This window comes from Legionella sp. PATHC035 (assembly GCF_026191115.1).
Lineage (GTDB): Bacteria > Pseudomonadota > Gammaproteobacteria > Legionellales > Legionellaceae > Legionella.
In genome coordinates this window covers 3112976-3135590 of the sequence record NZ_JAPHOT010000001.1, presented here as the reverse complement: position 1 = coordinate 3135590, position 22615 = coordinate 3112976, and the positions used below count along the sequence as shown (strand labels likewise).

The window sequence follows — 22615 nt, the reverse complement described above, 5'->3', positions numbered from 1 at the left end:
CTCTCCCTAGATTGGCTAGGATCGATACCGGTAAAAACTCAGTCAACTTCGAGATCTGAGATCCCGAGTTATCAAACAGTACAATCCATTTTTTTAAACCAATTTTTCCGTTTAAGATATTCTGTAAAAAAGCCAACAACCAACAGAGTAATATAAAATGCGCTCATCACATCACTCAAATAATGAAAACATAGCAAGACTCTGGATGCGACAACGAATAGCGCAATAACAAGTAAAACATAAAAATATCGAGAAAAGACTGTACCCAGACCCGCTGCCAAACTAATAACTGTCGTTGTATGTCCTGAAGGTAAAGACCAATAGTTTGAACTTAATTTAAACCAATAAAATCCAAACTCATTGCTTGAAAATAATAAGTCAGGACGAGCTCGGCTTAATGTAACTTTTAAAATCAAACAAACCAAATTGGCTAAAAACACACAACCTAACAAATACCAAGATCGCGCCTCATATACAGCATTCACTTGAATGTATCGGAAATACAATCCAGCAATAAAAAACAAAATAATATAGGCAACCCATTTTCCTAAAGCAGTCAGTAGTTCTAAAAATGGCAGCTTCGTTCCAAGAGCTGATTGATAAAAGTAAGTTGCCAAAGGTTTATCTACAAAATGATAGGCCAAAATAACAAAAATTGCATAAATAAAAATAACCCAAGGTTTTTTCATAACATGAAATAACGTTTCAAATTGTGTCATCAATCAATCCTTATTTTTATGATTCACGTAAATACCAAGGTATTGTAATCACAATCATGCGGGGATCGCGCTCTAAAAATAGTAAAGCTCGTAACCCTGGCGCATGAATATTATGTAATAAGTACTCATACCATTTAGGTTCTACTAACTCAGGTATGATAAGAGCAATCAGTCTATTTTTCCTCTCTTTTCTTACTTTATTCACAAAATTTAATAAGGGTTTATAAATACGACGATAAGGTGATTTAATGATTTCCAGTTTGGGAATCCCCTTATCCATCCTTTTGGCAGGTATTTCAATTTTTTCATGCCAAAGCTGCTGCAAGCGATCGACATCATCATATCCTGCATCAATATAAACAGCCGTAATATCATCTGAGAGCAACATTCCAAATTGAATTGCTTTTTCTGCAATTAAATCAACACCATGAATTGGAATAATGACAACAGGAGGTTTTAGAGAAAGAGAATCTATTTTGATTGGATTTTCAATTTCATGCGCGATTCGTTCGTAATGATGTTTAATCCGGTGCATTAATAAAGCAAGCACAGGGGCAAGAACAACAATTATCCAAGCACCCTGGGTAAATTTTGTAACAATAATAATAAAAAGTGCAATGCCAGTAACTACAGCGCCCAATGCATTGATGACTAATTTATAACGTACTTTTCGATTTTCCTGACGTAACCAATAGACTACCATCCCAGTTTGGGAAAAAAGAAAGGCACTAAAAGCACCTACAGCAAATAATGGAATCAGATTATTCGTAATTCCTTTAAAAGCAATCAGAATGATTCCAGAAAAAATGGCCAAAATAATAATTCCGACTGAGAACACCAAACGTCTACCCCGTTCAGCAAAAAAATGAGGTAAATAATTATCCTCAGCAAGGAATCGACATACCCTTGGAAAAGCTGAAAAACTGGTTTGCGCTGAATAGGCAAGAACAGTAAAAATACTGGCAATCGAAATATAGTAAAAAACACCCTTGCCTGTAGACGCCTCAACGAGTTGCGACAGTATGGTTCGATACCCAGGTTTATTCTGATCCATGGCTACAATATGATAAGCTGGGCAAAGATAGCCAATGATGATTAAAAATAGCGCGAGTGTGCCAACAATTAGAGTCAATGTCCATTGTGCATTTCGAATCGTCGGTTTACGAAATAACGGCACCGCATTACTGACTGCTTCTACTCCGGTCATCGCGGTTAAGCCATTAGCAAAAGCCGTTAGCAACATCCATAAGGTTAATGTTTCGGTTAAGTTTGTTTGATTTTGTGTTATGTCATTTAGAGGTTGTGGATGACCTCCATGAGTCCAAACATCGGCTAATCCTACAAACAGCGCGATTAACATGCACAATATAAAAATAAATACTGGAGCAACTAAAAGTCTTCCCGTTTCACGGATTCCACGTAAATTGATTACCGTCAGCATGAGTAAAATGACAAGACATAAGGTCAGTGTATAAGGTTGCAAAGCAGGAATTGCCGAAACTATAGCACCAACGCCGGCTGATATACCAACGGTAACGTTTAATAAGTAATCAAGTATCAAGGAAATCGCAGCTCCAACTCCATATTTTTTACCTAAATTGTCACTGGCAACAATATAAGCCCCTCCTCCTTGGGGATATGCCGCTGTTGTTTGCAAATAGGAAAAATACAAAGACATAAGCACAAGAACGACTAACAGGCAAATAGTAAAAAAATGCTGCAACCCGATTACCCCTGCCGGTAATAGAACGGCTAGTGCCGCTTCGGGACCATAAGCTGTTGAAGACAATGCATCTAATCCAAGGGCTGGAACCCCAGTGAACACCGACAGCTCTTGCCTTTTCCTGGATCTTAAAGAGAGCGGTTTCCCCAAGATTTTATCAATTATAGACATGTCCCTATGACCTCATAATTTTTCATCTATTGTAGCTATTCAAAAAAACTTAATAAAGAGATCTTCATCCATGCAATCCGCTTGGATTTATTCATAAAATGCCCGAAAAAATGGCCTCATTGATTTTGTTGTCAATGATTAAAAAACACCATAATTCAACTTCAAATTTTATTCAGGTAATGACTAGGCTGTAACCGAATAGTCACCCATTTCGAACCAGCCGAGGAGTAGTAGAAAAAATAAAAATTGCGGCTAAAGTTGCTGACGATAAAACTCGCTTGCATTGGTTAATAAAATTTTTTTAGCCATGTGATCATCAAATGCATCCACTATAAGCTTAATGTCTTCCTGTTTAAAGGGCTGTGGCGCTCGTGTTGAGGGAAGATCAGTACCAAACATCAAAGCGTCAGGATTAATCGAAGCGATCATTTTTAAAACTTTAGCCACATCAAAATCAACTCGCCCAAATCCAGATGCTTTGACTTTGACTCCTTGCTCTACAAGCCTAAATAAATCAGAAAGTCCTTTTTTGGAGAGCCCTATATGGTCAATACTCAAAGCAGGTAAGCGAAGTAGGCTATCGGTTAATCCAGTAAGCTCTGTAGAATCGATGTATAATTCAACATGCCAGTGAGCAATCTCATACACTCGATGCGCCATCTCCCTTAAATGTTCGATTGTTTCTGAACCCCCACGTTTTAGATTAAATCGTATGCCGCGAATCCCTTGTTGATTTAATTCAATAATTTGTTCATCGCTTACTGACGCAGGTAATTGGGTCACTCCAACAAAATTTGGACCTAAGTTTTGCAAAGCATCAACGAGATAGGTTTGGTCAAACGCTTGAAAAGAGCCCGATACGACCGCCCCCCCAACAATATGCAACGGATTTGCAATTTGAAGGTAATCAGTCACAGTAAATGCATGAGGCAGGTAGGATTGGTTAGCAACCAAGGGAAAACGATAATCGATAATATGAAAATGTGCATCAAATACATTGATCATTGATGTTCTATTTTGGGAGTATCTTTATTTTAGTTTAACCTTTTGTACATAATAGTCTAGATGCTTTGTAGCTCAGAGCGAACTCATCACCAAGTCCTGGCTTCTGCAATGACACGCGCGCACTACGCAAAACGTTTAACAAAAACGTCTTCTGCAACAGGAACCTGCACTGGCACTTGAGGTTTCGCTTTTTCAGCAAAGAATCGATGCTTTTTCGTATCGGAATTCATCGAGGTCAAGGAATCTTCTTTGAAGGTCTCTATGAAACTCGGAGTATCCCTATATCCCCCTAAGCAGTATCTATCCCATTGACCGTCTAACTCCATCTCAATAAAACAATGCTCCGAGTTACCAATAATAGAAACAGGAACTGTAGGATGCAAGCGTTTCATTTCCTCTTTAAAGGCAATAGCCCTTAAACGGCAACTTCCAACAGCCAATTCCCTTGCTTCATCAAGATATTCATTGCCATTATGAACTTGGGCGTTCCGTAATTTTCCATTATCTTTGCCAAACTTAAGGTACTTCATTAATAGACGATGAATCTCTTGATGTTCTGGATGAGCGGTTAATGTATTAAAAACAGGATGTGCTCGATACTGCTTGGGCATGCGCAACAAAAAATTGATTTTGGCGTCCTTTGGCTCTGTGGTTGCTTTTAGTAAGCGAATGTAGTGCAAACGATTTTCTTTAGAATACTTTATTTCAAAATCATCTTTTTTTAATCCGTCAATGGCAATATCTAACAAAGTCTCACCAGGATGCACCGAAGGCAATGGCTGCCAATTAGAAGTCAAACTTAATCTTTTTTTTCCTTTCAAGAGAACGAGATTTTCTTCATTCCTCCTTTTTTTGATAAGTTCTTCACTTAATCCATCGGGGTGAAATTCATAATCACAACCCGCCAGGTTTTCAGTGGCATTCATTCCCACTAATTCGAAATAATGAAATGGAGAGGATGGGTTTTCGTTAATCACCAAATCGGAATAGACTTCATCACGGTAATACTTGGTGGATGGTGTAAAACTCAGTAAATCAACGGGTTTAAATATTGGCTTTCTATGGCGTGGTTGCGTCACAAAAGCTTTAGTGTCAACACCACTTTGATAAGTTTTATGCTTTATATCGTTTAACGTCGCAATTCGCTTTTTCAGTTCTTGCAATTTAAGTTGTTCCTTTTCATCCTGAGTATTGGCGAGTTCAATATCAATGAGTGCAAGCTTCGTTTGATTCAAATGATACTCATCTTGTTTCGATGAAAATATTGACGCAACATCTAGATGAGTTTCAATAGATTGATGATCATCTGCTAGTTCTTGACACACTTTATAATCAAGAAAGTGGACTTGAGCTGTATTCAGCTGCTGAGACTCTGCTTGCTTCAGCACAGCAGCTCGAGTTGCCGGTTTCAATTTAGAAGCCAGCAAGTCATCAAAATCCTCTCCATTAATCGCACTTTTTAAGGACTCTTTGTTCATTTTGACTAATTGGCCATTTTCCCAGGTGTATAAAGCATGCCCTTTAGCAAGTAATTGGTTCATATACCCTAGCAACTGTGCGCGCTTTTCTGATGGCCAACTGGAAAAAGACCAATCCGAAAAAACATAAATCTGCCCGGTAGGCACTGGTTCTTGGACTAATTCTTCTGGAACTTCTTCTTGAGATGTGATTGAAGGATGCGTTTTTAGCCTCTCTACTGCGTCCCGGATATCCCCATCAAAAATACCCTGAGTACGTGCAAATGCACGGACGTTGGTATAGGAAGTTGACGGAAACCATTCCCCTAAAAAACCTGTCTTTTTTTGCAAGGTAGGCAGTAAGGTTGCAATAAGCTCTAGAGCAATATCAACCTGTAACTCAACAGAATAGCCTTGATATTTAGGATTACGAAAAGGCAAAAGAAGTATTTTCAAATCACTCGCTTTTTCTCTATCCGTCTGATTGATCCACCATTTGGACTCAATGCGCTGAATCTCCTTATCCACAGTTGCTAGTAAGGTGCTCATCAACTTTTTACCTGATGCGGGTAAAATTTGTAATTTAAATGGAGGGAGCAATTGTTCTTGTGCGGCAACCAAGTCTTCAAAATCATCGAACTGATCGGGTGCTTCTTTTTCAGGTCGCTTTTTACTTTGTGTTGCTTCACGAAGACCTGCTTCCAAAGTTTTTGGTAAAACATATCGTCCTCTGTTTACCAGATCGGGATTAACTTGATTTAACACTTGCATTACGTTGCTTGAACAAAAGGTTGCATCCGAAGGAGCAAGGTGTTCTCTGTCGTGTTGATCCTGCTGATTTGACCATTGAAACAACGATTTGAGCACGTCCCAGAAACTGGTTCGGCTTTTTCCTTGCTCATGAAATCGTTGTGTTACTTTAACCTGTTGCTGATAAGCACTTAAAAATTGTTGCCGTTGTTTCGTGTCGGTATGCTTAAATACCAAAAGGCTTGAATTCACCACCGGAAGAATTTCTGCCTGTCCTGAGGCACGCCAAAATACAAGCACTAACTGAATCAGTCTCTCTTTATTCTCTTTGGATGCCGCGAGGAATTGTTCAATCAATCGATCAGGATCCTCACTTCCAGTCATCTTAGCAGCCAATTGCCTCATCCACGTGGTACCGCGTGCAAGCGCTTCCTTGATTTGGATTGAGGTGAACTCCTTATCACAATACTTTAGGAGGAGTGTGGTTAATTCCTCTATGCTTTTTTCTTGCAGTTTTGCACTAAAAGTTTCAGTGGGTACTGATAGTTGTCGTTCGTAATTATGACAAATGACCCCGTATTTATTTTTAGCGGTACAAACAAACACGGTAACCACTTCTCTATGTCCATGCTTGTTGCCCGGGGTGGTTATTGATTGAGCGGCCTGTTTTAAACGTACAAAAGGTTTACTGCTATTTGAGACCACAAACACAATATCGCCTGGCTCAATAGCGCAATCGTGCATCACTAACATGACCGCTCTCCTAAGATTTAATTATCAGTGATAGTGATGATGAGAGCCATAACCCGGAGTTGACACTATTACTTCAGATCGATGGTGATGATGGTGGTGGTGATGCCCATCGTCACAGGTGGCGCTGGTTATGATTAATGACGAGAGAATCGCGAGTAAGTCATCATCGCCGGCCTGCTCTAATCCTTTGCTAATTTCCTCAATTTTACTCGGTTCAAAATCCAGCTCTTTGAGTCGAGAAGCTAAATCTCCTGGTTTAGAAAAAGTATGGATACCCACTTCCGCTGCATGTGCTCTGAGTAAAGGTAAATATGTCTCTTTTTTAGCTTGTAAATCTGATGAGCTAGGTGATGTCCCTTTAATCATTTTATATCTTTTTACAACGTCATCAATGTATTGAACTGCATCCTGATTGTCTTTCAGTTGACCCTCATGACTTTTTTGAATTAAGCCTTCATATCGAGCTTGAAAATCATATTTGTTACCTAAGGCATTTTTCACTTCCGGCGTTAATTTTTTTAACGTTGGCATTTTGTCTCCTAGACTAGTTAAATTTCGGACAGGATATTATCACGGGCAGATCAAGCAATCAACTTTCTGACCTCAATTTAATCAGTAACTTAAGGAACCTATTTGAAGCATGCGAATTCGAAAATTGATTTAAACATTAGAAATATAAAGTAAGATGAATATTTTGATCTCGTTCCATACTTGTTATTGAAAGCCACTATTCGATAGAATCGGAATATCTTTATTACAGGTTTTATTTAATGATAGAATTTACTTTGATCCAAAAGATATGTATCTGGGCTCTTCCCATTCTACTCGCCATCACCCTGCATGAAGCGGCTCATGCTTATGTCGCCTATCGTTGTGGTGACACCACGGCAAAAATGTTTGGTCGTTTAAGTTTAAATCCGCTGCGACATATTGATCCAATAGGTACGGTATTTATACCTTTATTGGTTGGTATTTTAACTCAATTTAACTTTGTCATTGGTTACGCAAAACCTGTCCCTATCAATTGGAGCCAATTTCGTCATCCTCGCCGCGATATGATCCTGGTAACACTTGCCGGACCTTTTTCTAACCTTTTGATGGCATTTTTATGGGCTGCCTGTGATAAAATCGCCCTAATCTTGAACCCCAATACCTCGATGGCAGTACTCTTTCTTTATGCTACCGCACAAGCCGGTGTATTCATTAATTTGATTTTAGCTGCATTAAATATTCTCCCTATCCCACCACTTGATGGCAGTCGAGTAGTGATGAGTCTTTTACCTCCCAGACAAGCAATTGCCTATGCAAAAATTGAACCTTACGGTTTTTTTATCTTAATCCTTTTAGTATTTACTGGGGTTCTTGGTATGATATTGACCCCTCTGATTAATCTGGGACTCATCACCTTAAGTGCCATTTTTCAAATATGAATGGATAGTAGACAAAATGAGATAGAGGCAGTGTGGTAATACCCACATCCCTACACACTGTTTTTCAACGAATGAACAAAATGAAGAGCTACTTTTTTTGATGCGGAGTATGCAATGACTATCAATATTCTTGCTGATGCCTCTCTTCCGGGGTTGGAGCAAGCCTTTCCCAAACCTTTTCATTTAACGAAATATCATCATCCTGAGGAAATTCATCAATTACTTGTTGGGAAAGAGGTGCTCTTATGCCGTGCTACGCTAAGAGTAAACCAATCGTTATTAAAAAATCATTCGGTGCGTTATGTTGCTACAGCGACCAGCGGTACGGATCATCTCGATCGTCTTTGGCTTAATTCCCAAAACATTCAAATAATCGATGCCAAAGGCTCTAATGCACGAGCGGTTGCTGATTATGTCGTTGCATGTCTTGCCCTATTAAAACAGCAACATCTGATACATGGAAATACTGCCGGTATTATTGGTCTTGGAAAGGTAGGTTCTCAAGTTGCTGCTCGTTTTCAGGCAGCGGGTTTTCGCGTGTTAAGTTATGATCCACCTAAAGCAGCACGTGAGCGCTTTCACAGTTGCAGTTTAGAAGACTTATATCAGGTTGACCTCTTATGCATCCATGCGGAATTACACCATACTCCACCCTATCCAAGTGCCAATTTAATCGATCTGAATTTTTTTAAGCACTTAAAACCAGGCTGCATCATTATCAATGCGGCACGTGGTGGAATTGTCAATGAAGAGGAACTCCTTCGCGCCTCAAAACCACTTATTTATTGTACTGATGTATACCTCAACGAGCCTGAGATAGACAAACGCATTATTGATAAAGCCACCATTTGTACCCCTCATATCGCGGGCCACAGCCTCGAAGCAAAATATGCTGCGGTTTCTATGGTCAGCTCAACATTACATCAATTAGCAGGACTACCTCTTCCACAATTTGCAGCACCTGAATTACCTCCCCGCTTAAATTTGAAAAAAAATGAACTATGGTTCGAATCGATATTAAATATCTATAACCCTCTCAGAGAAACATTATTCTTAAAACAAGCCTTAGATCAAAAAAGCGCCTTTTTAGATTTACGGAAACAGCATCAAATGCGTCATGATTTTTCTCGTTATCCTATACCATCGAGTATGGACCATGAAACCAAATTATTGCTTGGAAAGTAAAAAATAAGCCAATTAATCTCTCAAATATTGACTTGATGGATACGGATAAATCTAAAAACTGTCCATTGTAAATTATGAAATCAAATGATACTCTTTTTGCGATTTTTAAAAAACAAAGGAGTATGTGTTATGTCTTTAGGAATTAAATTATCTACTTTTGCAGCAGCGTTAGTTCTGGCTGGGTCTGCTTTTGCAATTGATGCAGGTTGCCCTGATCTGAGTGCTCTTCAGGCAGAAGGAATCTCCATGTCTGAGCAAATTGGTAATGACTATTACATCGGTTATTCAATGAGTAACTTCGGCTCACCCTCTGAATGGGGTTTTGCTATCGGACCAGTACAAGCTGATTCAAGTGAAGATGCTGTAGATGCTTCAAATCAAATTCTAGATAATATGACTACTCCTGGATTTCCTTTGGAACTCGATGAAAATGTATTAGTTTGTTTATATGATACAGGCAATCCTTATGTTTATTCTATTGCTGTTAGAGGTTATGGAATTAGTCCAATGAAGTTAAAGCAATACTTGTTAAAAGCCCACAAGTAAAATACCAACCGGTACCTCTCCAGGTTCGATAGGTCAATTCAACCTGGAGTAAATTGGAAATAATTGGATTTAACAAGGAGTATACTATGTCTTTAAGAGCAAAATTAACCACTTTAGCAACTGCTTTGGTTCTTAGCGGATCTGCTTGTGGAGAAGAAGCAGTTTGCCCTAAACTCAATGAAATTCAGTCAGTAGGAATCGAAATGGCTTCCCAACTGGCTTATAATTATTTTATTGGTTATTCAATCAATAATTACAACACCGCTTCAAGCTGGGGATTTGCTATTGGCCCTGTAGAAGCAGAATCTGAAGAAGAAACTATCGAAATAACTAACGACATTTTAGACCAGTTGACTGCGCAAGGAATTCCCGAGCATGGTAAAAATGGTGAGTTAGTTTGCTTCTACGAAACAGGTGATCCCAATCTTTTTGCAATCGCAATTAAAGACTATGTAGATATGTCACCAATGAAGTTTAAGCAATACATCCACAAACACTAAGAAAATGTAGATGGGTTTTGTAGCCTGGATTAGCGCAGCGTAATCCGGCTACAAAGTAACCAGGCCACAGCGGTTCATTTATTTCTCGATTAATCTTTTCACTACATCCTGATCCGAAAAAGTATGTTTTACCTTACCAATTTGCTGATAAGCCTCATGCCCTTTTCCTGCAATCAAAATGACATCATGCTCATCTGCCTCATTTAAGGCATATGCAATTGCTTCTTCACGATTAAGGACTTGAATGACATTCGATGGGTTTGAAATTCCATCTGCTATCTCATTGACTATCTCTTGTGGATCCTCAGTGCGGGGATTATCACTGGTAATTATGATTTGATCTGCAAGTTTACTCGCAACCTTGCCCATCACCGGTCTCTTGGTTTTATCCCGATCGCCGCCACAACCAAAGACAACCCACAAACGTCCTTTTTTTAATTGATTTAAGGTAGTCAAAGCATTCTCCAAAGCATCTGGAGTATGTGCGTAATCCACAAGTACATAAGGTGCATTCGCAACAATTTCCATGCGGCCTGGGGCAGCTTTTAATTGCGCCATAACGTCAATTATTTGTGCAGGTGGATAATCTGAAGCTAATAAGCTACTCCATATGGCTAAACTATTATAAATATTAAATTGCCCTAGCGCTTTAATCCTTAATTGATGCTGTCCCCAAGGAGAATTCACTTCAATTTGAGTACCATGAATATCCATAGACCAATTTACCGCTTTTACATCACAATCGTGTTGAATTCCATAAGTCAACTTTTTAACATGTGGCCTGAGCGCCGATGCCATTGTTTGTTGATAGGCATCATCTTGATTAATTATCGCCCATTGCAATGACTCTCTAGCAAATAACAGTGCTTTTGCCATTGCATAGTTTTCCATGTTGAGATGAAAGTCTAAATGATCCAGGGTTAGATTGGTAAATACAGCCTGATTAAACTCAATAGCATCGACACGATGTTGTGCCAACGCATGAGAAGACACTTCCATACAAACTTGTCTTATACCTTGATTTTTGTATTGGTTTAATAATTTTTGCAAACAAAGGGAATCAGGTGTTGTGTTATCCAGCAGCTGAAGTTCGTTTACATTACCTTGACCAATAGTGCCAATATATGCAGCTCCCTGCCCCAGTAAATGATGGGCCTGAGCTAACTGATAAGCAATCGTGGTTTTACCATTAGTTCCGGTTACCCCAGTGATGGACAGAAAACGCCCCGGATCCTCATAAAACAATTTTGCAATCATTGCGAGTTGTGTCGCTAATTCAGGAACAGGAATACAGGGGATTGTCTCAGGTAAAACGCAACCCTCGGGAAAATGGGCAGGATCATAGGCAATCGCAACTGCACCTGCTGACACTGCTTTGTCTATAAATAATCGGCCATCAGCGGCTGCCCCAGGATAAGCAATAAATAAATCACCTGGCTGGATGCGACGGCTGTCATTTTCAAGCCCAGTAATAATACAATCCGATTTTTTATGAGGCATCCATGGTTTTAATAATTGTGAAAGTTTCATCACTATTCCTAATCGTTCTAAAGTCGCCTACGTTTCAATCTTATCCTAAGATCCCATTACCCAACCAACTCATCAGTAGGTATATTAAATAATCGCAAGGCTCCCGACATGACTTTAGCAAACAAAGGAGCGGCAACTGCTGCTGCATAATACCCCTTACGGGACGGTTCATGAATGATTACAACGACAACAAACTTGGGTTTTGAAACTGGAGCAATACCTATAAAACTCGCAGTATATCTTCTATCTTTGTAACCGTCTTTTCCTGCTACACGCGCTGTTCCTGTTTTACCTGCTACTCGATAACCTGGTACCCTTGCTGCTTTTCCGGTACCATCTTTACCCAAAACAGCCTCCATCATGGAAAGAACCTGCTGTGCTGTCTGCGGTTTTATTACCTGGACACCTGGAGTGGGTGGATCATTATGCAGTAACGTGACTGGAATTAATTTCCCTTGATTTGCAAAAACCATATTGGCTTTCGCGAGCTGCAACGCAGTAACCGACAATCCGTAACCAAAACTCAAAGTGGCTAACACAAAAGGATTCGCATCTTTTACACTCACAATGCCCCCTTCACTTTCGCCTGGATAAGTACTTTCAGTTCTTTGTCCAAAACCACATCGTTGCAGCAAGCCAATCAATTGTTCTGGGGGACTGGCTAAAACCATTTTCGTTACCCCAACGTTACTCGAGTGCTGCAAAATACCCGTCACATCCAGAACACCGTAATTATGGATATCTCGGACGGTGTGACCGTGAACAATCATCCAACTGGGATTCGTGTCAATAATTGTTGTTGGTGAAAACAAACCTGTTTCCAAAGCACTGGCAATACTAAAGGTCTTAATCACCGATCCAGGTTCAAATGTATCCGTGACAGCTCTATTCCTGTAAGTATCTTTATCGTAACGTCCACGTGAATTAGGGTTATAAGAAGGAACATTAGCCATCGCTAAAATCTCACCGTTTTCTGTATCAACAACGACTACAGAACCCGATTTTGCGGCGAATTCTTCAACGGTTTTGTTTAATTCACTGTATGCCAAATATTGTAATCGTCGATCAATACTTAAAGCCATATCACGTCCAGGACGTGGTTCTTTGATGACTCCTAACTCTTCGATAATTCGGCCTAAGCGGTCTTTAATGACTCTTTTTTTTCCAACAACACCTTTCAACCAATCTTGATACGCAAGCTCTATTCCCTCTAAGCCTTGATCATCTACATTAGTGAATCCAATCAATTGGGAGATGCTATCTGAGTCAGGATAATAACGTTTGAATTCTTTCTGAAAATTAACACCAGGGATTTTTAAGGTCTTTATTTTTTTAGCTAAAGGAGGGGGTAATTGTCTTTGTAAGTAGAGAAATTCCAATTCTTTATTTTCTGCATCTACTATTTTTTTGCTTAATTGTTTGGGAGTCAAATTCAAGTATTCAGCCAAAGACATAAATTGTTCTTTGTCAGGTGAAAATTCTTTAGGATTCACCCAGACAGATTCCACCGGTGTACTAATTGCCAATGGAGTACCATTCCTATCCATGATCATTCCTCTATGGGCAGGAATATCTACTACTCGTAAGCTACGCGCATTACCTTGACCTTGTAGAAATTGTCGATGAAGTACCGTTAAATCAACCATACGCCAAATCAAAACGAGCAAAAGCAGAGAAAAAAAGGAAGATACTACAATCAGTCTATTTAAATGAGTTGAGTTTTTCATGGATATTTATCCATCTGTAGCCTAGGTAAGTTAACCGCATCTTCATTAAGTTAAATGAAATCCCGCCCTCCCCATAGAGAGAGATAAAGCTGGGGATTGCCACCATACTCCCCTCATCGCCCTGACAGGCACCTTCTCCCAGGAAGGGAGAAGGGAAATTTCCATTAACTCGATGAAGTGCAGTCCTAAACCCCAGGTTTTATTGCACTAAAATTCCCGGGTTACGCCCAGGCTACGTTTTTCAAAACAAAAAGCCAATGGTACTCGTTTAAAACAAAAACTTCTACTGCTGTGCCTGTAACCAGTAAGTATTTTTAGCGGTTGGTAAAACCATTTGTAATTTTTCGGTAGCCAATTCCTCTACTCGCGCGGGGGTGGCCAGGCTGGCCTGCTCCAGAAGCAACTGTCCCCATTGCAACTGCAAATAGTGTGTTAATTGTTCCTGTTGCTCCACTTTGTTTAAAGTCACACGATATGAATTGGTACTGTATACCACCGCCAAAGCACTCACTAATACAGCAATTAATAATATAATCAGCATGTATAATGATTTCGACATTTGCATATCTGCCAGTTGACCATTAAATATAGTCCCTTGATTGATTACTCTCGCTGCAGCATTCATGCTAATTTCTCCCCTATTCTCAATACAGCACTTCGAGCCCTGACGTTCTCTTTTACTTCACTTTCTTGCGGCATAATCGCCTTACCTACTCTTTTAAAATTTGTTATTAATTCCTCATGACGGATGGGTACTTCGGGAGGTGGTTTTTCCCCTTGTTCCTTATCACGCATAAATTGTTTCACTATGCGATCTTCAAGAGAATGAAAGCTAATCACTGCCAATCGACCTTTGGGTGCCAATACATTGATGCACTGCTCCAAACAACTCTTTAAATCGTTGAGCTCTTGATTGATATGAATTCGGATCGCCTGGAACACACGAGTTGCGGGATGCTTATGCTTTTCCCATTTTGGATTTGCTTCCTTCACAATTTCCGCTAATTGCAAGGTTGTAGAAATAGGAGCAATGCTTCGAGCAGCCACAATCGCCTTAGCAATACGGCCTGCAAAACGTTCTTCTCCGTATAACCTGAACACGGAAGCCATTTCTTCTGCCTCTGCCTCATTAACAAATCGAGCAGCACTCATAGGTTGAGATAGGTCCATACGCATATCCAACGGACCTTGCTGCATGAAGCTAAATCCTCTTTCAGGATTATCCAGCTGCGGTGAAGACACCCCTAGGTCCAACAAAATGCCATCCACTTTTCCCAACACGTCTGCTTCGCGAGCAAATTCCTCAATTCGTGCAAATGAGCCTTGGAATATATGGAACCTCTTATCTTGACCAAAATGATCCGTGGCATACGCAATGGCATCTAGGTCTTTATCTATGGCATACAAACGACCTTGCTCATTTAAATGACGTAAAATTTCTCGACTATGGCCACCTCGACCAAAGGTACCATCAAAATAGATGCCACCACTTTTAATGGCCAAGCCTTTTATTGACTCATGAAGTAATACTGATTGATGCATTGCCATTTAATTGTTTCCATTACAAAGAAAACGTTTTCATTTCATCAGGTAACCCACCAGTTCCAGAGCTTTCCTCAGCCAACCACTGTTCACGCCGGGTTTCCCAAAGATCCTTATTCCAAACTTCAAATTTATTTCCTTGGCCTATCATCACCACATCTTTTTCCAACTGTGCATAAGTTCTTAAAACTGTAGGTAACAACACCCTTCCATTTGCATCGAGCTCAACATCGGTCGCATGACCAATCAATAAACGCTGAATTCTTCGTGCTGCTGCATTAAAACTGGGTAATTTCTGCAAATTATCTTCAATTATTTGCCATTGAGTCGCCGTGTAGAGCAGCAAACATGTTTCCTCGGTATCGATAGTCACCACCAAAGGGGTTTTTTCTTCAGCACCCAACGCAGAACGATAACGCGTAGGGATAGCTAAGCGCCCTTTAGTATCAATGGTGATGGCATTTATTCCACGGAACATGGCTTTCATTTATGTGGAAGTTTTTACCCTCCACAATTCTCCACTTTTTTATTATTTTACCCCACTTTTATACACTATAGAAACACATTTCTCCATGCGTCAAGATAAAAACCCACTTTTTAATTAATTTATTTGGGAATTACAAAATTGATGAACAAAAACAGGGCTTTGTATGGAATTTTTGATCAAAACCAGTTGAATTAAGGTGCAGTAGAGACCACGGGATTGAATACACTTTTAAAGCTTCTGTAATTGACTTATTTAAAGCAAATATCTCTGGACAAATGTAAAGACAAACCGCAAAGATTCAACACGATTCATTGAACAAGCACTTATGACTCACGTGAATTAATTGTGGTCATCATGGCAAGTTTATATCCAAACTAAAAAGAAGATAGGATATAATAAGATTAAGATTTTAAAAAAACTACTTTTTAAAGCCGGAGCAAAAAAGTGAGTCAAAACCCAAGCTTAACACAAGTTCAACTCCTAATAGAAAATCTCAAAAAAACATGGAAATCTATTGCTGACTGTAACCCATATCAAGACACTTCAAAGATGGAGCGTGTTAATGACCGAATTGGGTCAATCAGAGTGGTAACTAATGACATAACACAGAAAGCTTTTTGGGATGAACAACAAGAGTTATACAAAACTTTGTTACCCGAATTTAACCGATTAAAACAACAGTTCAGTCACGCATTAAACAATTTATTGCAAGTAGATAATAAGGTGCATAAACAACAATTCGAGAGAGCAGTAAAAAACTATTATCAAGGTTTAAAAGCGCTTAAGTTTTGTCAACTCATAATGGCTGATTCTTTATCTCACCCTAATCGATTACAAGGAGAGAAATTTCCTGAACGAATCAAGTTTTTAAATGAGCAATATGAGTTTTTGAAGCAGGAAATAGAATCATATAAAACAAATATTTGTTTGCTGGGTGACAAAAAGATTGGAAATTCGCTTAGTAAGCATAATGAAATCTCGCTTAAATCAATTGCTTCATTATATGAAGATGCATACACACAATCTTGGGGTGATTGGGCATGGATAAAAAAATATTTTCGAAACAGCGACAGAGCTCAAGAAATTGAATTTTTAAATCAACTATCGAAACAGGTGGATTGTGATGAGCTCATTCAGGTCCAAGCAGCTGCTCTGGTTCATAATAAAATTCTTGATTCAGAATTTTTTGGTAGCAGAAGTCAGCTTGGCAAACTATTAGGAAAATTTTTAAAAGAAAAAGAACACCCTGAAGGTGAATATGACAATTTAGCCGATTTTCTTGAGCGGCATAAAGACATTAAAAATGTAATGCCGGAAAGTTTAAAACTCTATTTTAAAGAAAATCAAGAAAAACGCAGTGAGAACACCGTTTCTAAGTTTTCATTTTGATAATTAATCCGGCTTTTCAGGTGGTCACTTAGGACAATTTGCTCAATTATAAGTTCTAATTTAAGGGTAATTGCTGCACGGTTATTTTTGAGTCACCTAATTAGGGTAAGTCCCCTTAATTAATTGTTCATCAGCGCAGCTAATCTTATGCCTTGCAGAACCAAATCAGGGACGAGATGGTCATACAACTCCTGTTTTTCAAATAAAGAAGCAAATCCACCGGTAGCTAATACCAACGCTTTTTCTGTCCCAAAGGCTTCCTGTTTCAGACGTTGAATCAATTCTCGGCATGCACCAATCGCACCGTAAAAAACACCAGACTGAATACTTTCTATTGTTGAACGCCCAACTGCGTTTTCAATTTTTATTATTTCCACGGCAGGCAGCTTCGCCGTATTTTTTGATAAAGCATCTACTGAGAGTCTAACCCCTGGCAAAATAGCCCCTCCCATATAGGCTTTTTGAGCAGTAATGACACAAAAAGTAGTTGCGGTACCAAAATCTATCACAATCACGTTTTGATTGGGATAGGCATGCGTCGCAGCAATTGCATTAGCAATGCGGTCAGCCCCCACTTCTATAGGGTTACGATATTTGATATTCAACCCTGTTTTAACCCCCGCTTGTAACAAAAAGGGCTCTAAAGAAAAATATTTAACACATGCTGCGCGTAGTGAATAATCAACTTGGGGAACTACAGAACAGATGCCAATTTGTCTAATGCCTTCAGGAGAGCAATTATTCTCCCTTAATACACTTTTTAGAAAAATTCCCAGTTCATCTGATGTAGTGACTTTCGATGTATGGCGAAAACGAAGCTTTATTTCTTCTCCATCAAAGACGCCACCATAGATATGAGAATTTCCAACATCAATACAAAGAATCATAATGCCACATTTCTGTTTTTAAAAAATAGGATAGTAAATTGTGATTCTCTGATTAGCAAGGTGTTATTTGAAAAAACGACTACTGGGTCTGTTGACACATCGTCATCATGCCCATCCCAAATGCAACGAGGGTCTCCTCGCTTTAGTGCTGTGTGACTTGGAGAGCCCTCGTTGTACTTGGGATGATGGGAGTAAGTGGAAATAAAGGGAAGTAGAATGCTTAGCAGACCCTATAAAAAAAGCCCTGCTTATGCAGGGCAGTTGTGGAGATTGATATGTTTTTATTAACGTCAATTTGACACAAGCTGAAAACGCTTTCTGCTGTCAAACGGATTAGTATGGTTTAACAATCACTGTAGTACCAATATCAGCAAAGTCTTCGTTTAACCATTTTGCTGCGCTCGGTAAAACCCGGATACAACCATGACTTGCGTTGTAGTTGGGTACTTCATATGCCGCATGGATGGAGTAACCACCATGGAAATGCATGCAATAAGGCATTCTTGCGCCACCATGTGTTTCCAAGGGATAAATACTGGAAGTACAATCTTCCCCTTTTTTAGAATAAATACTATAAGTTCCGGTGACAGTACGGCATGGTTTACCTGCATCCTCGCAGAAATCTTTACCCCCGGAAGCACTACCTGTATTAACCCTGTTGCCATCTCTATCGTAAGCTGCCCAGGCAGTGGCTTTAGGATCGAATACGATCACCTTTTTCCCGGTTGCAGGTCTTTTCATAGGAAAATAATTGGATCCCTTATGGTCAGATTGCATGCTCATTGTGTAATGTGTATACCCCGCATCATCAACGATAGGCACTGATCTATCCATGGAAGCACAGGATGTAGCTAAAGCACATACTGGAACTAACACTAGATATTTTTTCACTTTATTTCTCCCTCTTTTTTTCTTCGTTATCGGGAGATTTAAAAATAGGTTTAGGGGTTTTTATAAATTTTTTTTACATTATGCTTTTTTTGTGAGCTTTAAGCTTATTAAATGATTATTTTTGGGGTTGTTTTGGGAGCATATAGCGAATCGCACGCATTAACTGTTTATCAGTACACTCAAAGCATCCTCCCCTGGGGGGCATTGCATTGTAACCCTCATTAGTATGCTCAAAAAGTACTTTCATTCCTTGTTTTAAACGCTCTTTCCAATCCGCCTCCTCGCCAATTCTTGGTGCCCCTAAGGAAATTAAGGGTTTACTTGCATGGCAATTAGCACAAAAATGCTGATAAATTTGTTGCCCTTGATTTTTCGCACCACTAATTGATTTTAAAAATTCTTGAGGATGATGACTGTCTGCATGAACAGGAAATTGAATCATCAATAAAGCTACAGCATAAATGCTAAAACGTATCATCATGTAGTACTCCTGAAAATTGGCATAGTATTTGCTAACTACAACAAGTTACTCAAAGAGGGATTTTTTGTGAAAAAATGCATACTAAGTGTTTTACTATTTTTTGCAAGCACCGCATTGTATTCAGAGGCAATACAGTCGCCTGAACTATTAACAAATAAAATAGAACAACATATTCGTAACGAACTTTCTTCATATAAAGAAGGAAAAATTCAGGTCATAGCAGATAAAATTGATTCCCGTTTAAACCTTAAGGCCTGTGCTGAAGATCACCTAGTCGTGTTTAATCCTTATCAGTCTCCTATCTTGAATACGAGCACTATGGGTATTAAATGCCAAGAAAATGACAATCGCTGGTCTTTGTATGTCCCGGTTAAAATCACCGTATTAAAAACAATTTATGTGGCAAAGCGCGCGCTTATCAAAGGAACCCGAATTAGTCGTGATGATATTTATGAAACAGAAATGGATGTACAAAAACTAAATCATGGATATTATACTGAAAAAGATCTCCTAATAGGACAAATTTGCAAAACAAATATTCCGCCAAACACTCCACTGAATCCACATAATGTTGAGGCAGCAAAATTGATTAACAAAGGTGAACGTGTTTCTATTGTTGTTAATGACAACAATTTAACGATCAGTATGGATGGGGTTGCTATTGAAGAAGGCTCACTGGGCGAAACCATTAAAGTGCGCAACCTATCTTCAAAAAAAATTATTGAAGCCCAGATCTCAGGTCCAAAGAAAGTTAATGTTATTATTTGACGAAATGAGTTAACGTCATCACCAGCCTAGCGAGGGATCTCCAACGTTAGCAGGGAGTTACGACGGAATGACAGTAACAATGAAAACAGCTTCTAATTAAAAATTTACTAAAGATTTTTAAAAAAGAGCCGATACATATAGAAGTCAAACGTGATTGAGGATAAATTATGTTTAATCAAATCAGTGATGCAGCTCCTGTAAAAACTCTAGATTCAGACAATCGTCTAAAAACGAAACATCAAGATCAAATTAAACGTTTGATCGAAGACCCCTCATCACTTGTCAGTATCAGTGATACCTCAAAACAATTAGAAGCTATAAAAAATTCTCTTAAAGATGCTCCTGAAATTAATGAAGCTCGTGTCTTATATTTTAAATCAGAAATTGCACTTGGAAACTATCAAATTGATAGTGACAAAATTGCCATGAAAATGTTAAATGTAGAACCTGCTTAATTTCTAAGGGCAATTATATGGATAATAAGATCAGCATTTTAAGTAATCATTTGGAACAAGAAATTAATTGGGTAGAGTCACTCAATTCATTATTGGCTGAAGAAAAGGAAATATTATCATCTCGTCAATTCGATAGACTTGAAGAGTTTGCAAATAAAAAACAGGAATTATCCAATAAATTGGAAGAAAGCGCCAAACAACGCATGCAGCTTATTCATCATAATAATCCCAATGAGCCCATGAGTCCGGCTTTATCAGAATTTCTAAAAAACTGTAGTGCTGACGAAGCAGCGCTCATCAATCAATTAAATTCGAAACTTGGTGAAATTCTTTCTCGTTGTCGTGAATTAAATGCCGTTAATGGACAAATAATTACCAATAATCTCTATATCCGTCAAGAAATTGTCAATACCCTGTCGGGAAATAAAGGAAATGCGATCAGTGTTTACACTGCCAACGGAAACATACAATCATCTCAAGAAAATACTCATCATCAAGAAGCCTAGATAGAGAATCTATTCAATTGATGCAAAAACACTTTTAATGACTGTATCCCAAATCCTTTGTAACTTGGATTAGCGTGTCTAATCCAAGTTACAAACCACTAATTGATTACCGCATGCGCAGTGCGCCATCCAGACGTATCACTTCTCCATTAATCATTTGATTTTCAATAATATGTGCCACTAATGAAGCAAATTCATCGGGCCTTCCAAAACGTTTGGGGAAGGTCATAGTTGCTACTAAATTTTCTTGTACCTCTTGCGGCATATTCAGTAACATGGGTGTGGCGATTAATCCAGGAGCAATCGTATTGATACGAATCCCCCACTGAGCTAACTCACGTGCTGCTGGAAGTGTCATAGCAACGACCCCCCCCTTAGACGCACTATATGCCGCTTGCCCAATTTGTCCTTCAAATGCAGCGATAGAGGCTGTATTAATAATGACGCCACGTTCCTGTGAATCACTGTCCAACTCTAAACGAGTCATCGCATGCGCTGCCACGCGCATGACATTAAACGTTCCTACAAGATTTATATCAATCACCTGTTTAAAGGCAGCCAATGGCATAGCCCCCTCTTTTCCAACAATCCGCTTTGCTGGAGCAACTCCTGCACAATTAATGCAAACTCTTGGAGTTCCTAATTGTTCTATTGTTTGTTGCATTGCTTTTTCCACCGATTCATCACTGGTTACATCACAAGTGATAAATAAATCAGCTTCATTTTGGGCATCTTCCTGTTTATCCCATGCTACAACTCGCATCCCACGCTTCTGTAAGTAGTGTACCGATGCTTTCCCCATACCGGATGCACCACCGGTAATTAATGCGATTTGATTTTTAAAATTCACTATGACTCTCCATGATTTGTAGTCTGTTTGAAGCGCAACGCCTCTCCGCTATTCGGAGGATAGCCATAAACCTCCACCCTGAAGCACCGTGTTACAGGGGAGATCCAGGCTACGCTCGGATGTCGAGGAGTCGCTACGAGATACCCAGGTTATTACTAAAAAAATTCCTTACTCAGTTGTTTGAACTCAGGAGTACCGGCCTTTTTTAACCATTCAAAAAATACCATTTCGGAGGTAATTAAATGAACCCCTTCATTTTTCATTCGTTTCAATCCGTATTTCATATTTTGCTCGCCACGACAGCTGACAGCATCAACAACAACAAAAACTTCAAATCCTGCTTCTCGCATTTCCAATGCAGTTTGTAATACACAAACGTGAGTCTCAATACCAATAAGGATTAATTGTTTTTTATGCAACTGCTTCAGTCGTTCAACATAGGTGGGTTCACCCATACAGGAAAAAGATACTTTATCAACACACTCTCGAGGATCAAAATACTGTTGAAATTGTTTTAAAGTGGAACCAAGGCCTTGTGGATATTGTTCGCTTACTAAAATTGGAACACTCAGCCGTTGAGCCAACTTTAAAAGCCATTCACATCGCGCGATAAATAATTCATGATTTAATACAGCTGGTGTTAATTTTTCTTGCACATCAACCAACAGTAAGAGTGAATCCTCTTTATTAAGTAACATCCTTATTCTCCTTAGCAGATAAATTCTAGTATCTTAGCCAAGACATTAGAATTTTAAACCAAACCGGTTGGCGATCTTTAAATATAAATTCTTATAAAAACTTATAGCCTGGATTGGTGAGGGTACAACCCAGGCCATAAGCAGATGAGTAGAGAAGATTTTCTG

The 22615-nt window shown here is 39.1% G+C and carries 23 protein-coding genes; 8 read left to right on the top strand and 15 right to left on the bottom strand.

Going from position 1 to position 22615, the window contains the following annotated elements; translation table 11 throughout:
* Positions 1 to 71 precede the first annotated feature (71 nt).
* From OQJ13_RS13780 to OQJ13_RS13760, 5 genes are all read right to left on the bottom strand, one after another.
* Positions 72 to 719, bottom strand: a complete 648-nt coding sequence (locus OQJ13_RS13780) for a phosphatase PAP2 family protein (RefSeq protein ID WP_265711405.1) — start codon at positions 717 to 719, stop codon at positions 72 to 74.
* A gap of 16 nt (positions 720 to 735) precedes the next feature.
* Complete coding sequence (locus tag OQJ13_RS13775) at positions 736 to 2613, bottom strand: APC family permease (protein ID WP_265711404.1); 1878 nt, start codon at positions 2611 to 2613, stop codon at positions 736 to 738.
* A 252-nt stretch (positions 2614 to 2865) separates the two neighbouring features.
* Complete coding sequence (locus OQJ13_RS13770; protein ID WP_265711403.1) at positions 2866 to 3618, bottom strand: amidohydrolase family protein; 753 nt, start codon at positions 3616 to 3618, stop codon at positions 2866 to 2868.
* 122 nt (positions 3619 to 3740) lie between these two features.
* Positions 3741 to 6578 (bottom strand): hypothetical protein, encoded by a 2838-nt coding sequence (locus OQJ13_RS13765; protein WP_265711402.1) that lies wholly within the window; start codon positions 6576 to 6578, stop codon positions 3741 to 3743.
* A gap of 24 nt (positions 6579 to 6602) precedes the next feature.
* Positions 6603 to 7109 (bottom strand): coiled coil protein, encoded by a 507-nt coding sequence (locus OQJ13_RS13760; RefSeq protein WP_265711401.1) that lies wholly within the window; start codon positions 7107 to 7109, stop codon positions 6603 to 6605.
* A 239-nt stretch (positions 7110 to 7348) separates the two neighbouring features.
* On the opposite strand from OQJ13_RS13760, the gene OQJ13_RS13755 reads away from it, so the two are divergent.
* The 4 genes from OQJ13_RS13755 to OQJ13_RS13740 all read left to right on the top strand — a co-directional run bounded on the left by OQJ13_RS13755 (position 7349) and on the right by OQJ13_RS13740 (position 10239).
* Positions 7349 to 8008, top strand: coding sequence for a site-2 protease family protein (locus OQJ13_RS13755; protein WP_265711400.1), 660 nt, complete (start codon positions 7349 to 7351; stop codon positions 8006 to 8008).
* A 120-nt stretch (positions 8009 to 8128) separates the two neighbouring features.
* A complete protein-coding gene (locus OQJ13_RS13750; protein ID WP_265711948.1) occupies positions 8129 to 9193 on the top strand; it encodes a 4-phosphoerythronate dehydrogenase in 1065 nt (354 codons plus the stop codon).
* 129 nt (positions 9194 to 9322) lie between these two features.
* Positions 9323 to 9739 carry a DUF4949 domain-containing protein gene (locus tag OQJ13_RS13745; RefSeq protein WP_265711399.1) on the top strand — a complete coding sequence of 139 codons (417 nt, stop codon included), beginning with the start codon at positions 9323 to 9325 and terminating at the stop codon, positions 9737 to 9739.
* An 86-nt stretch (positions 9740 to 9825) separates the two neighbouring features.
* The gene (locus tag OQJ13_RS13740) at positions 9826 to 10239 is read left to right on the top strand and encodes a DUF4949 domain-containing protein (RefSeq protein WP_265711398.1); all 414 of its coding nucleotides are present in this window, start codon (positions 9826 to 9828) and stop codon (positions 10237 to 10239) included.
* A gap of 78 nt (positions 10240 to 10317) precedes the next feature.
* On the opposite strand, the gene OQJ13_RS13735 is transcribed toward OQJ13_RS13740, so the two are convergent.
* The 5 genes from OQJ13_RS13735 to mraZ all read right to left on the bottom strand — a co-directional run bounded on the left by OQJ13_RS13735 (position 10318) and on the right by mraZ (position 15516).
* The gene (locus OQJ13_RS13735; RefSeq protein WP_265711397.1) at positions 10318 to 11769 is read right to left on the bottom strand and encodes a UDP-N-acetylmuramoyl-L-alanyl-D-glutamate--2,6-diaminopimelate ligase; all 1452 of its coding nucleotides are present in this window, start codon (positions 11767 to 11769) and stop codon (positions 10318 to 10320) included.
* A gap of 56 nt (positions 11770 to 11825) precedes the next feature.
* A complete protein-coding gene (locus OQJ13_RS13730) occupies positions 11826 to 13496 on the bottom strand; it encodes a peptidoglycan D,D-transpeptidase FtsI family protein (RefSeq protein ID WP_265711396.1) in 1671 nt (556 codons plus the stop codon).
* A gap of 283 nt (positions 13497 to 13779) precedes the next feature.
* Positions 13780 to 14121, bottom strand: a complete 342-nt coding sequence (ftsL, locus tag OQJ13_RS13725) for a cell division protein FtsL (protein ID WP_265711395.1) — start codon at positions 14119 to 14121, stop codon at positions 13780 to 13782.
* Complete coding sequence (gene rsmH, locus OQJ13_RS13720; protein ID WP_265711394.1) at positions 14118 to 15044, bottom strand: 16S rRNA (cytosine(1402)-N(4))-methyltransferase RsmH; 927 nt, start codon at positions 15042 to 15044, stop codon at positions 14118 to 14120. Before rsmH ends, ftsL begins: the two co-directional genes overlap by 4 nt.
* Positions 15045 to 15057: 13 nt before the next feature.
* Positions 15058 to 15516, bottom strand: a complete 459-nt coding sequence (gene mraZ, locus OQJ13_RS13715) for a division/cell wall cluster transcriptional repressor MraZ (RefSeq protein ID WP_265711393.1) — start codon at positions 15514 to 15516, stop codon at positions 15058 to 15060.
* Positions 15517 to 15969: 453 nt separating this feature from the next.
* Between mraZ and OQJ13_RS13710 the strand changes: the two genes are divergently transcribed.
* Entirely contained in the window at positions 15970 to 16914 is a 945-nt protein-coding gene (locus OQJ13_RS13710) for a hypothetical protein (RefSeq protein WP_265711392.1), read from the top strand.
* 119 nt (positions 16915 to 17033) lie between these two features.
* Here OQJ13_RS13710 and OQJ13_RS13705 read toward each other — a convergent pair whose 3' ends face one another.
* From OQJ13_RS13705 to OQJ13_RS13695, 3 genes are all read right to left on the bottom strand, one after another.
* The gene (locus tag OQJ13_RS13705) at positions 17034 to 17801 is read right to left on the bottom strand and encodes a type III pantothenate kinase (protein WP_265711391.1); all 768 of its coding nucleotides are present in this window, start codon (positions 17799 to 17801) and stop codon (positions 17034 to 17036) included.
* Between the two features lie 333 nt (positions 17802 to 18134).
* Positions 18135 to 18692 (bottom strand): L,D-transpeptidase, encoded by a 558-nt coding sequence (locus OQJ13_RS13700; protein ID WP_265711390.1) that lies wholly within the window; start codon positions 18690 to 18692, stop codon positions 18135 to 18137.
* Positions 18693 to 18807: 115 nt separating this feature from the next.
* Complete coding sequence (locus OQJ13_RS13695; protein WP_416209927.1) at positions 18808 to 19134, bottom strand: c-type cytochrome; 327 nt, start codon at positions 19132 to 19134, stop codon at positions 18808 to 18810.
* A gap of 105 nt (positions 19135 to 19239) precedes the next feature.
* On the opposite strand from OQJ13_RS13695, the gene flgA reads away from it, so the two are divergent.
* The 3 genes from flgA to OQJ13_RS13680 all read left to right on the top strand — a co-directional run bounded on the left by flgA (position 19240) and on the right by OQJ13_RS13680 (position 20902).
* Positions 19240 to 19941, top strand: a complete 702-nt coding sequence (gene flgA, locus OQJ13_RS13690; RefSeq protein ID WP_265711388.1) for a flagellar basal body P-ring formation chaperone FlgA — start codon at positions 19240 to 19242, stop codon at positions 19939 to 19941.
* Positions 19942 to 20108: 167 nt separating this feature from the next.
* Complete coding sequence (gene flgM / locus OQJ13_RS13685) at positions 20109 to 20396, top strand: flagellar biosynthesis anti-sigma factor FlgM (RefSeq protein WP_265711387.1); 288 nt, start codon at positions 20109 to 20111, stop codon at positions 20394 to 20396.
* Between the two features lie 17 nt (positions 20397 to 20413).
* Positions 20414 to 20902 carry a flagella synthesis protein FlgN gene (locus tag OQJ13_RS13680; RefSeq protein ID WP_265711385.1) on the top strand — a complete coding sequence of 163 codons (489 nt, stop codon included), beginning with the start codon at positions 20414 to 20416 and terminating at the stop codon, positions 20900 to 20902.
* A 106-nt stretch (positions 20903 to 21008) separates the two neighbouring features.
* Here the strand turns inward: OQJ13_RS13680 and OQJ13_RS13675 are convergent, their stop codons facing one another.
* Positions 21009 to 21752: an SDR family NAD(P)-dependent oxidoreductase gene (locus OQJ13_RS13675; RefSeq protein ID WP_265711384.1), complete on the bottom strand. Its 744-nt coding sequence runs from the start codon at positions 21750 to 21752 to the stop codon at positions 21009 to 21011.
* Positions 21753 to 21907: 155 nt separating this feature from the next.
* On the bottom strand, positions 21908 to 22450 hold the full coding sequence (locus tag OQJ13_RS13670; protein ID WP_265711383.1) for a hydrolase: 543 nt from the start codon (positions 22448 to 22450) through the stop codon (positions 21908 to 21910).
* Between the last annotated feature and the right edge of the window lie 165 nt (positions 22451 to 22615).

Coding starts and splice junctions, on each gene's coding strand:
- OQJ13_RS13780 (WP_265711405.1), bottom strand. CDS start 719: ATGACACAATTTGAAACGTTATTTCATGTTATGAAAAAACCTTGGGTT.
- OQJ13_RS13775 (WP_265711404.1), bottom strand. CDS start 2,613: ATGTCTATAATTGATAAAATCTTGGGGAAACCGCTCTCTTTAAGATCC.
- OQJ13_RS13770 (WP_265711403.1), bottom strand. CDS start 3,618: ATGATCAATGTATTTGATGCACATTTTCATATTATCGATTATCGTTTT.
- OQJ13_RS13765 (WP_265711402.1), bottom strand. CDS start 6,578: ATGTTAGTGATGCACGATTGCGCTATTGAGCCAGGCGATATTGTGTTT.
- OQJ13_RS13760 (WP_265711401.1), bottom strand. CDS start 7,109: ATGCCAACGTTAAAAAAATTAACGCCGGAAGTGAAAAATGCCTTAGGT.
- OQJ13_RS13755 (WP_265711400.1), top strand. CDS start 7,349: ATGATAGAATTTACTTTGATCCAAAAGATATGTATCTGGGCTCTTCCC.
- OQJ13_RS13745 (WP_265711399.1), top strand. CDS start 9,323: ATGTCTTTAGGAATTAAATTATCTACTTTTGCAGCAGCGTTAGTTCTG.
- OQJ13_RS13740 (WP_265711398.1), top strand. CDS start 9,826: ATGTCTTTAAGAGCAAAATTAACCACTTTAGCAACTGCTTTGGTTCTT.
- OQJ13_RS13735 (WP_265711397.1), bottom strand. CDS start 11,769: ATGAAACTTTCACAATTATTAAAACCATGGATGCCTCATAAAAAATCG.
- OQJ13_RS13730 (WP_265711396.1), bottom strand. CDS start 13,496: ATGAAAAACTCAACTCATTTAAATAGACTGATTGTAGTATCTTCCTTT.
- ftsL (WP_265711395.1), bottom strand. CDS start 14,121: ATGAATGCTGCAGCGAGAGTAATCAATCAAGGGACTATATTTAATGGT.
- rsmH (WP_265711394.1), bottom strand. CDS start 15,044: ATGGCAATGCATCAATCAGTATTACTTCATGAGTCAATAAAAGGCTTG.
- mraZ (WP_265711393.1), bottom strand. CDS start 15,516: ATGTTCCGTGGAATAAATGCCATCACCATTGATACTAAAGGGCGCTTA.
- OQJ13_RS13705 (WP_265711391.1), bottom strand. CDS start 17,801: ATGATTCTTTGTATTGATGTTGGAAATTCTCATATCTATGGTGGCGTC.
- OQJ13_RS13695 (WP_416209927.1), bottom strand. CDS start 19,134: ATGATTCAATTTCCTGTTCATGCAGACAGTCATCATCCTCAAGAATTT.
- flgM (WP_265711387.1), top strand. CDS start 20,109: ATGTTTAATCAAATCAGTGATGCAGCTCCTGTAAAAACTCTAGATTCA.
- OQJ13_RS13680 (WP_265711385.1), top strand. CDS start 20,414: ATGGATAATAAGATCAGCATTTTAAGTAATCATTTGGAACAAGAAATT.
- OQJ13_RS13670 (WP_265711383.1), bottom strand. CDS start 22,450: ATGTTACTTAATAAAGAGGATTCACTCTTACTGTTGGTTGATGTGCAA.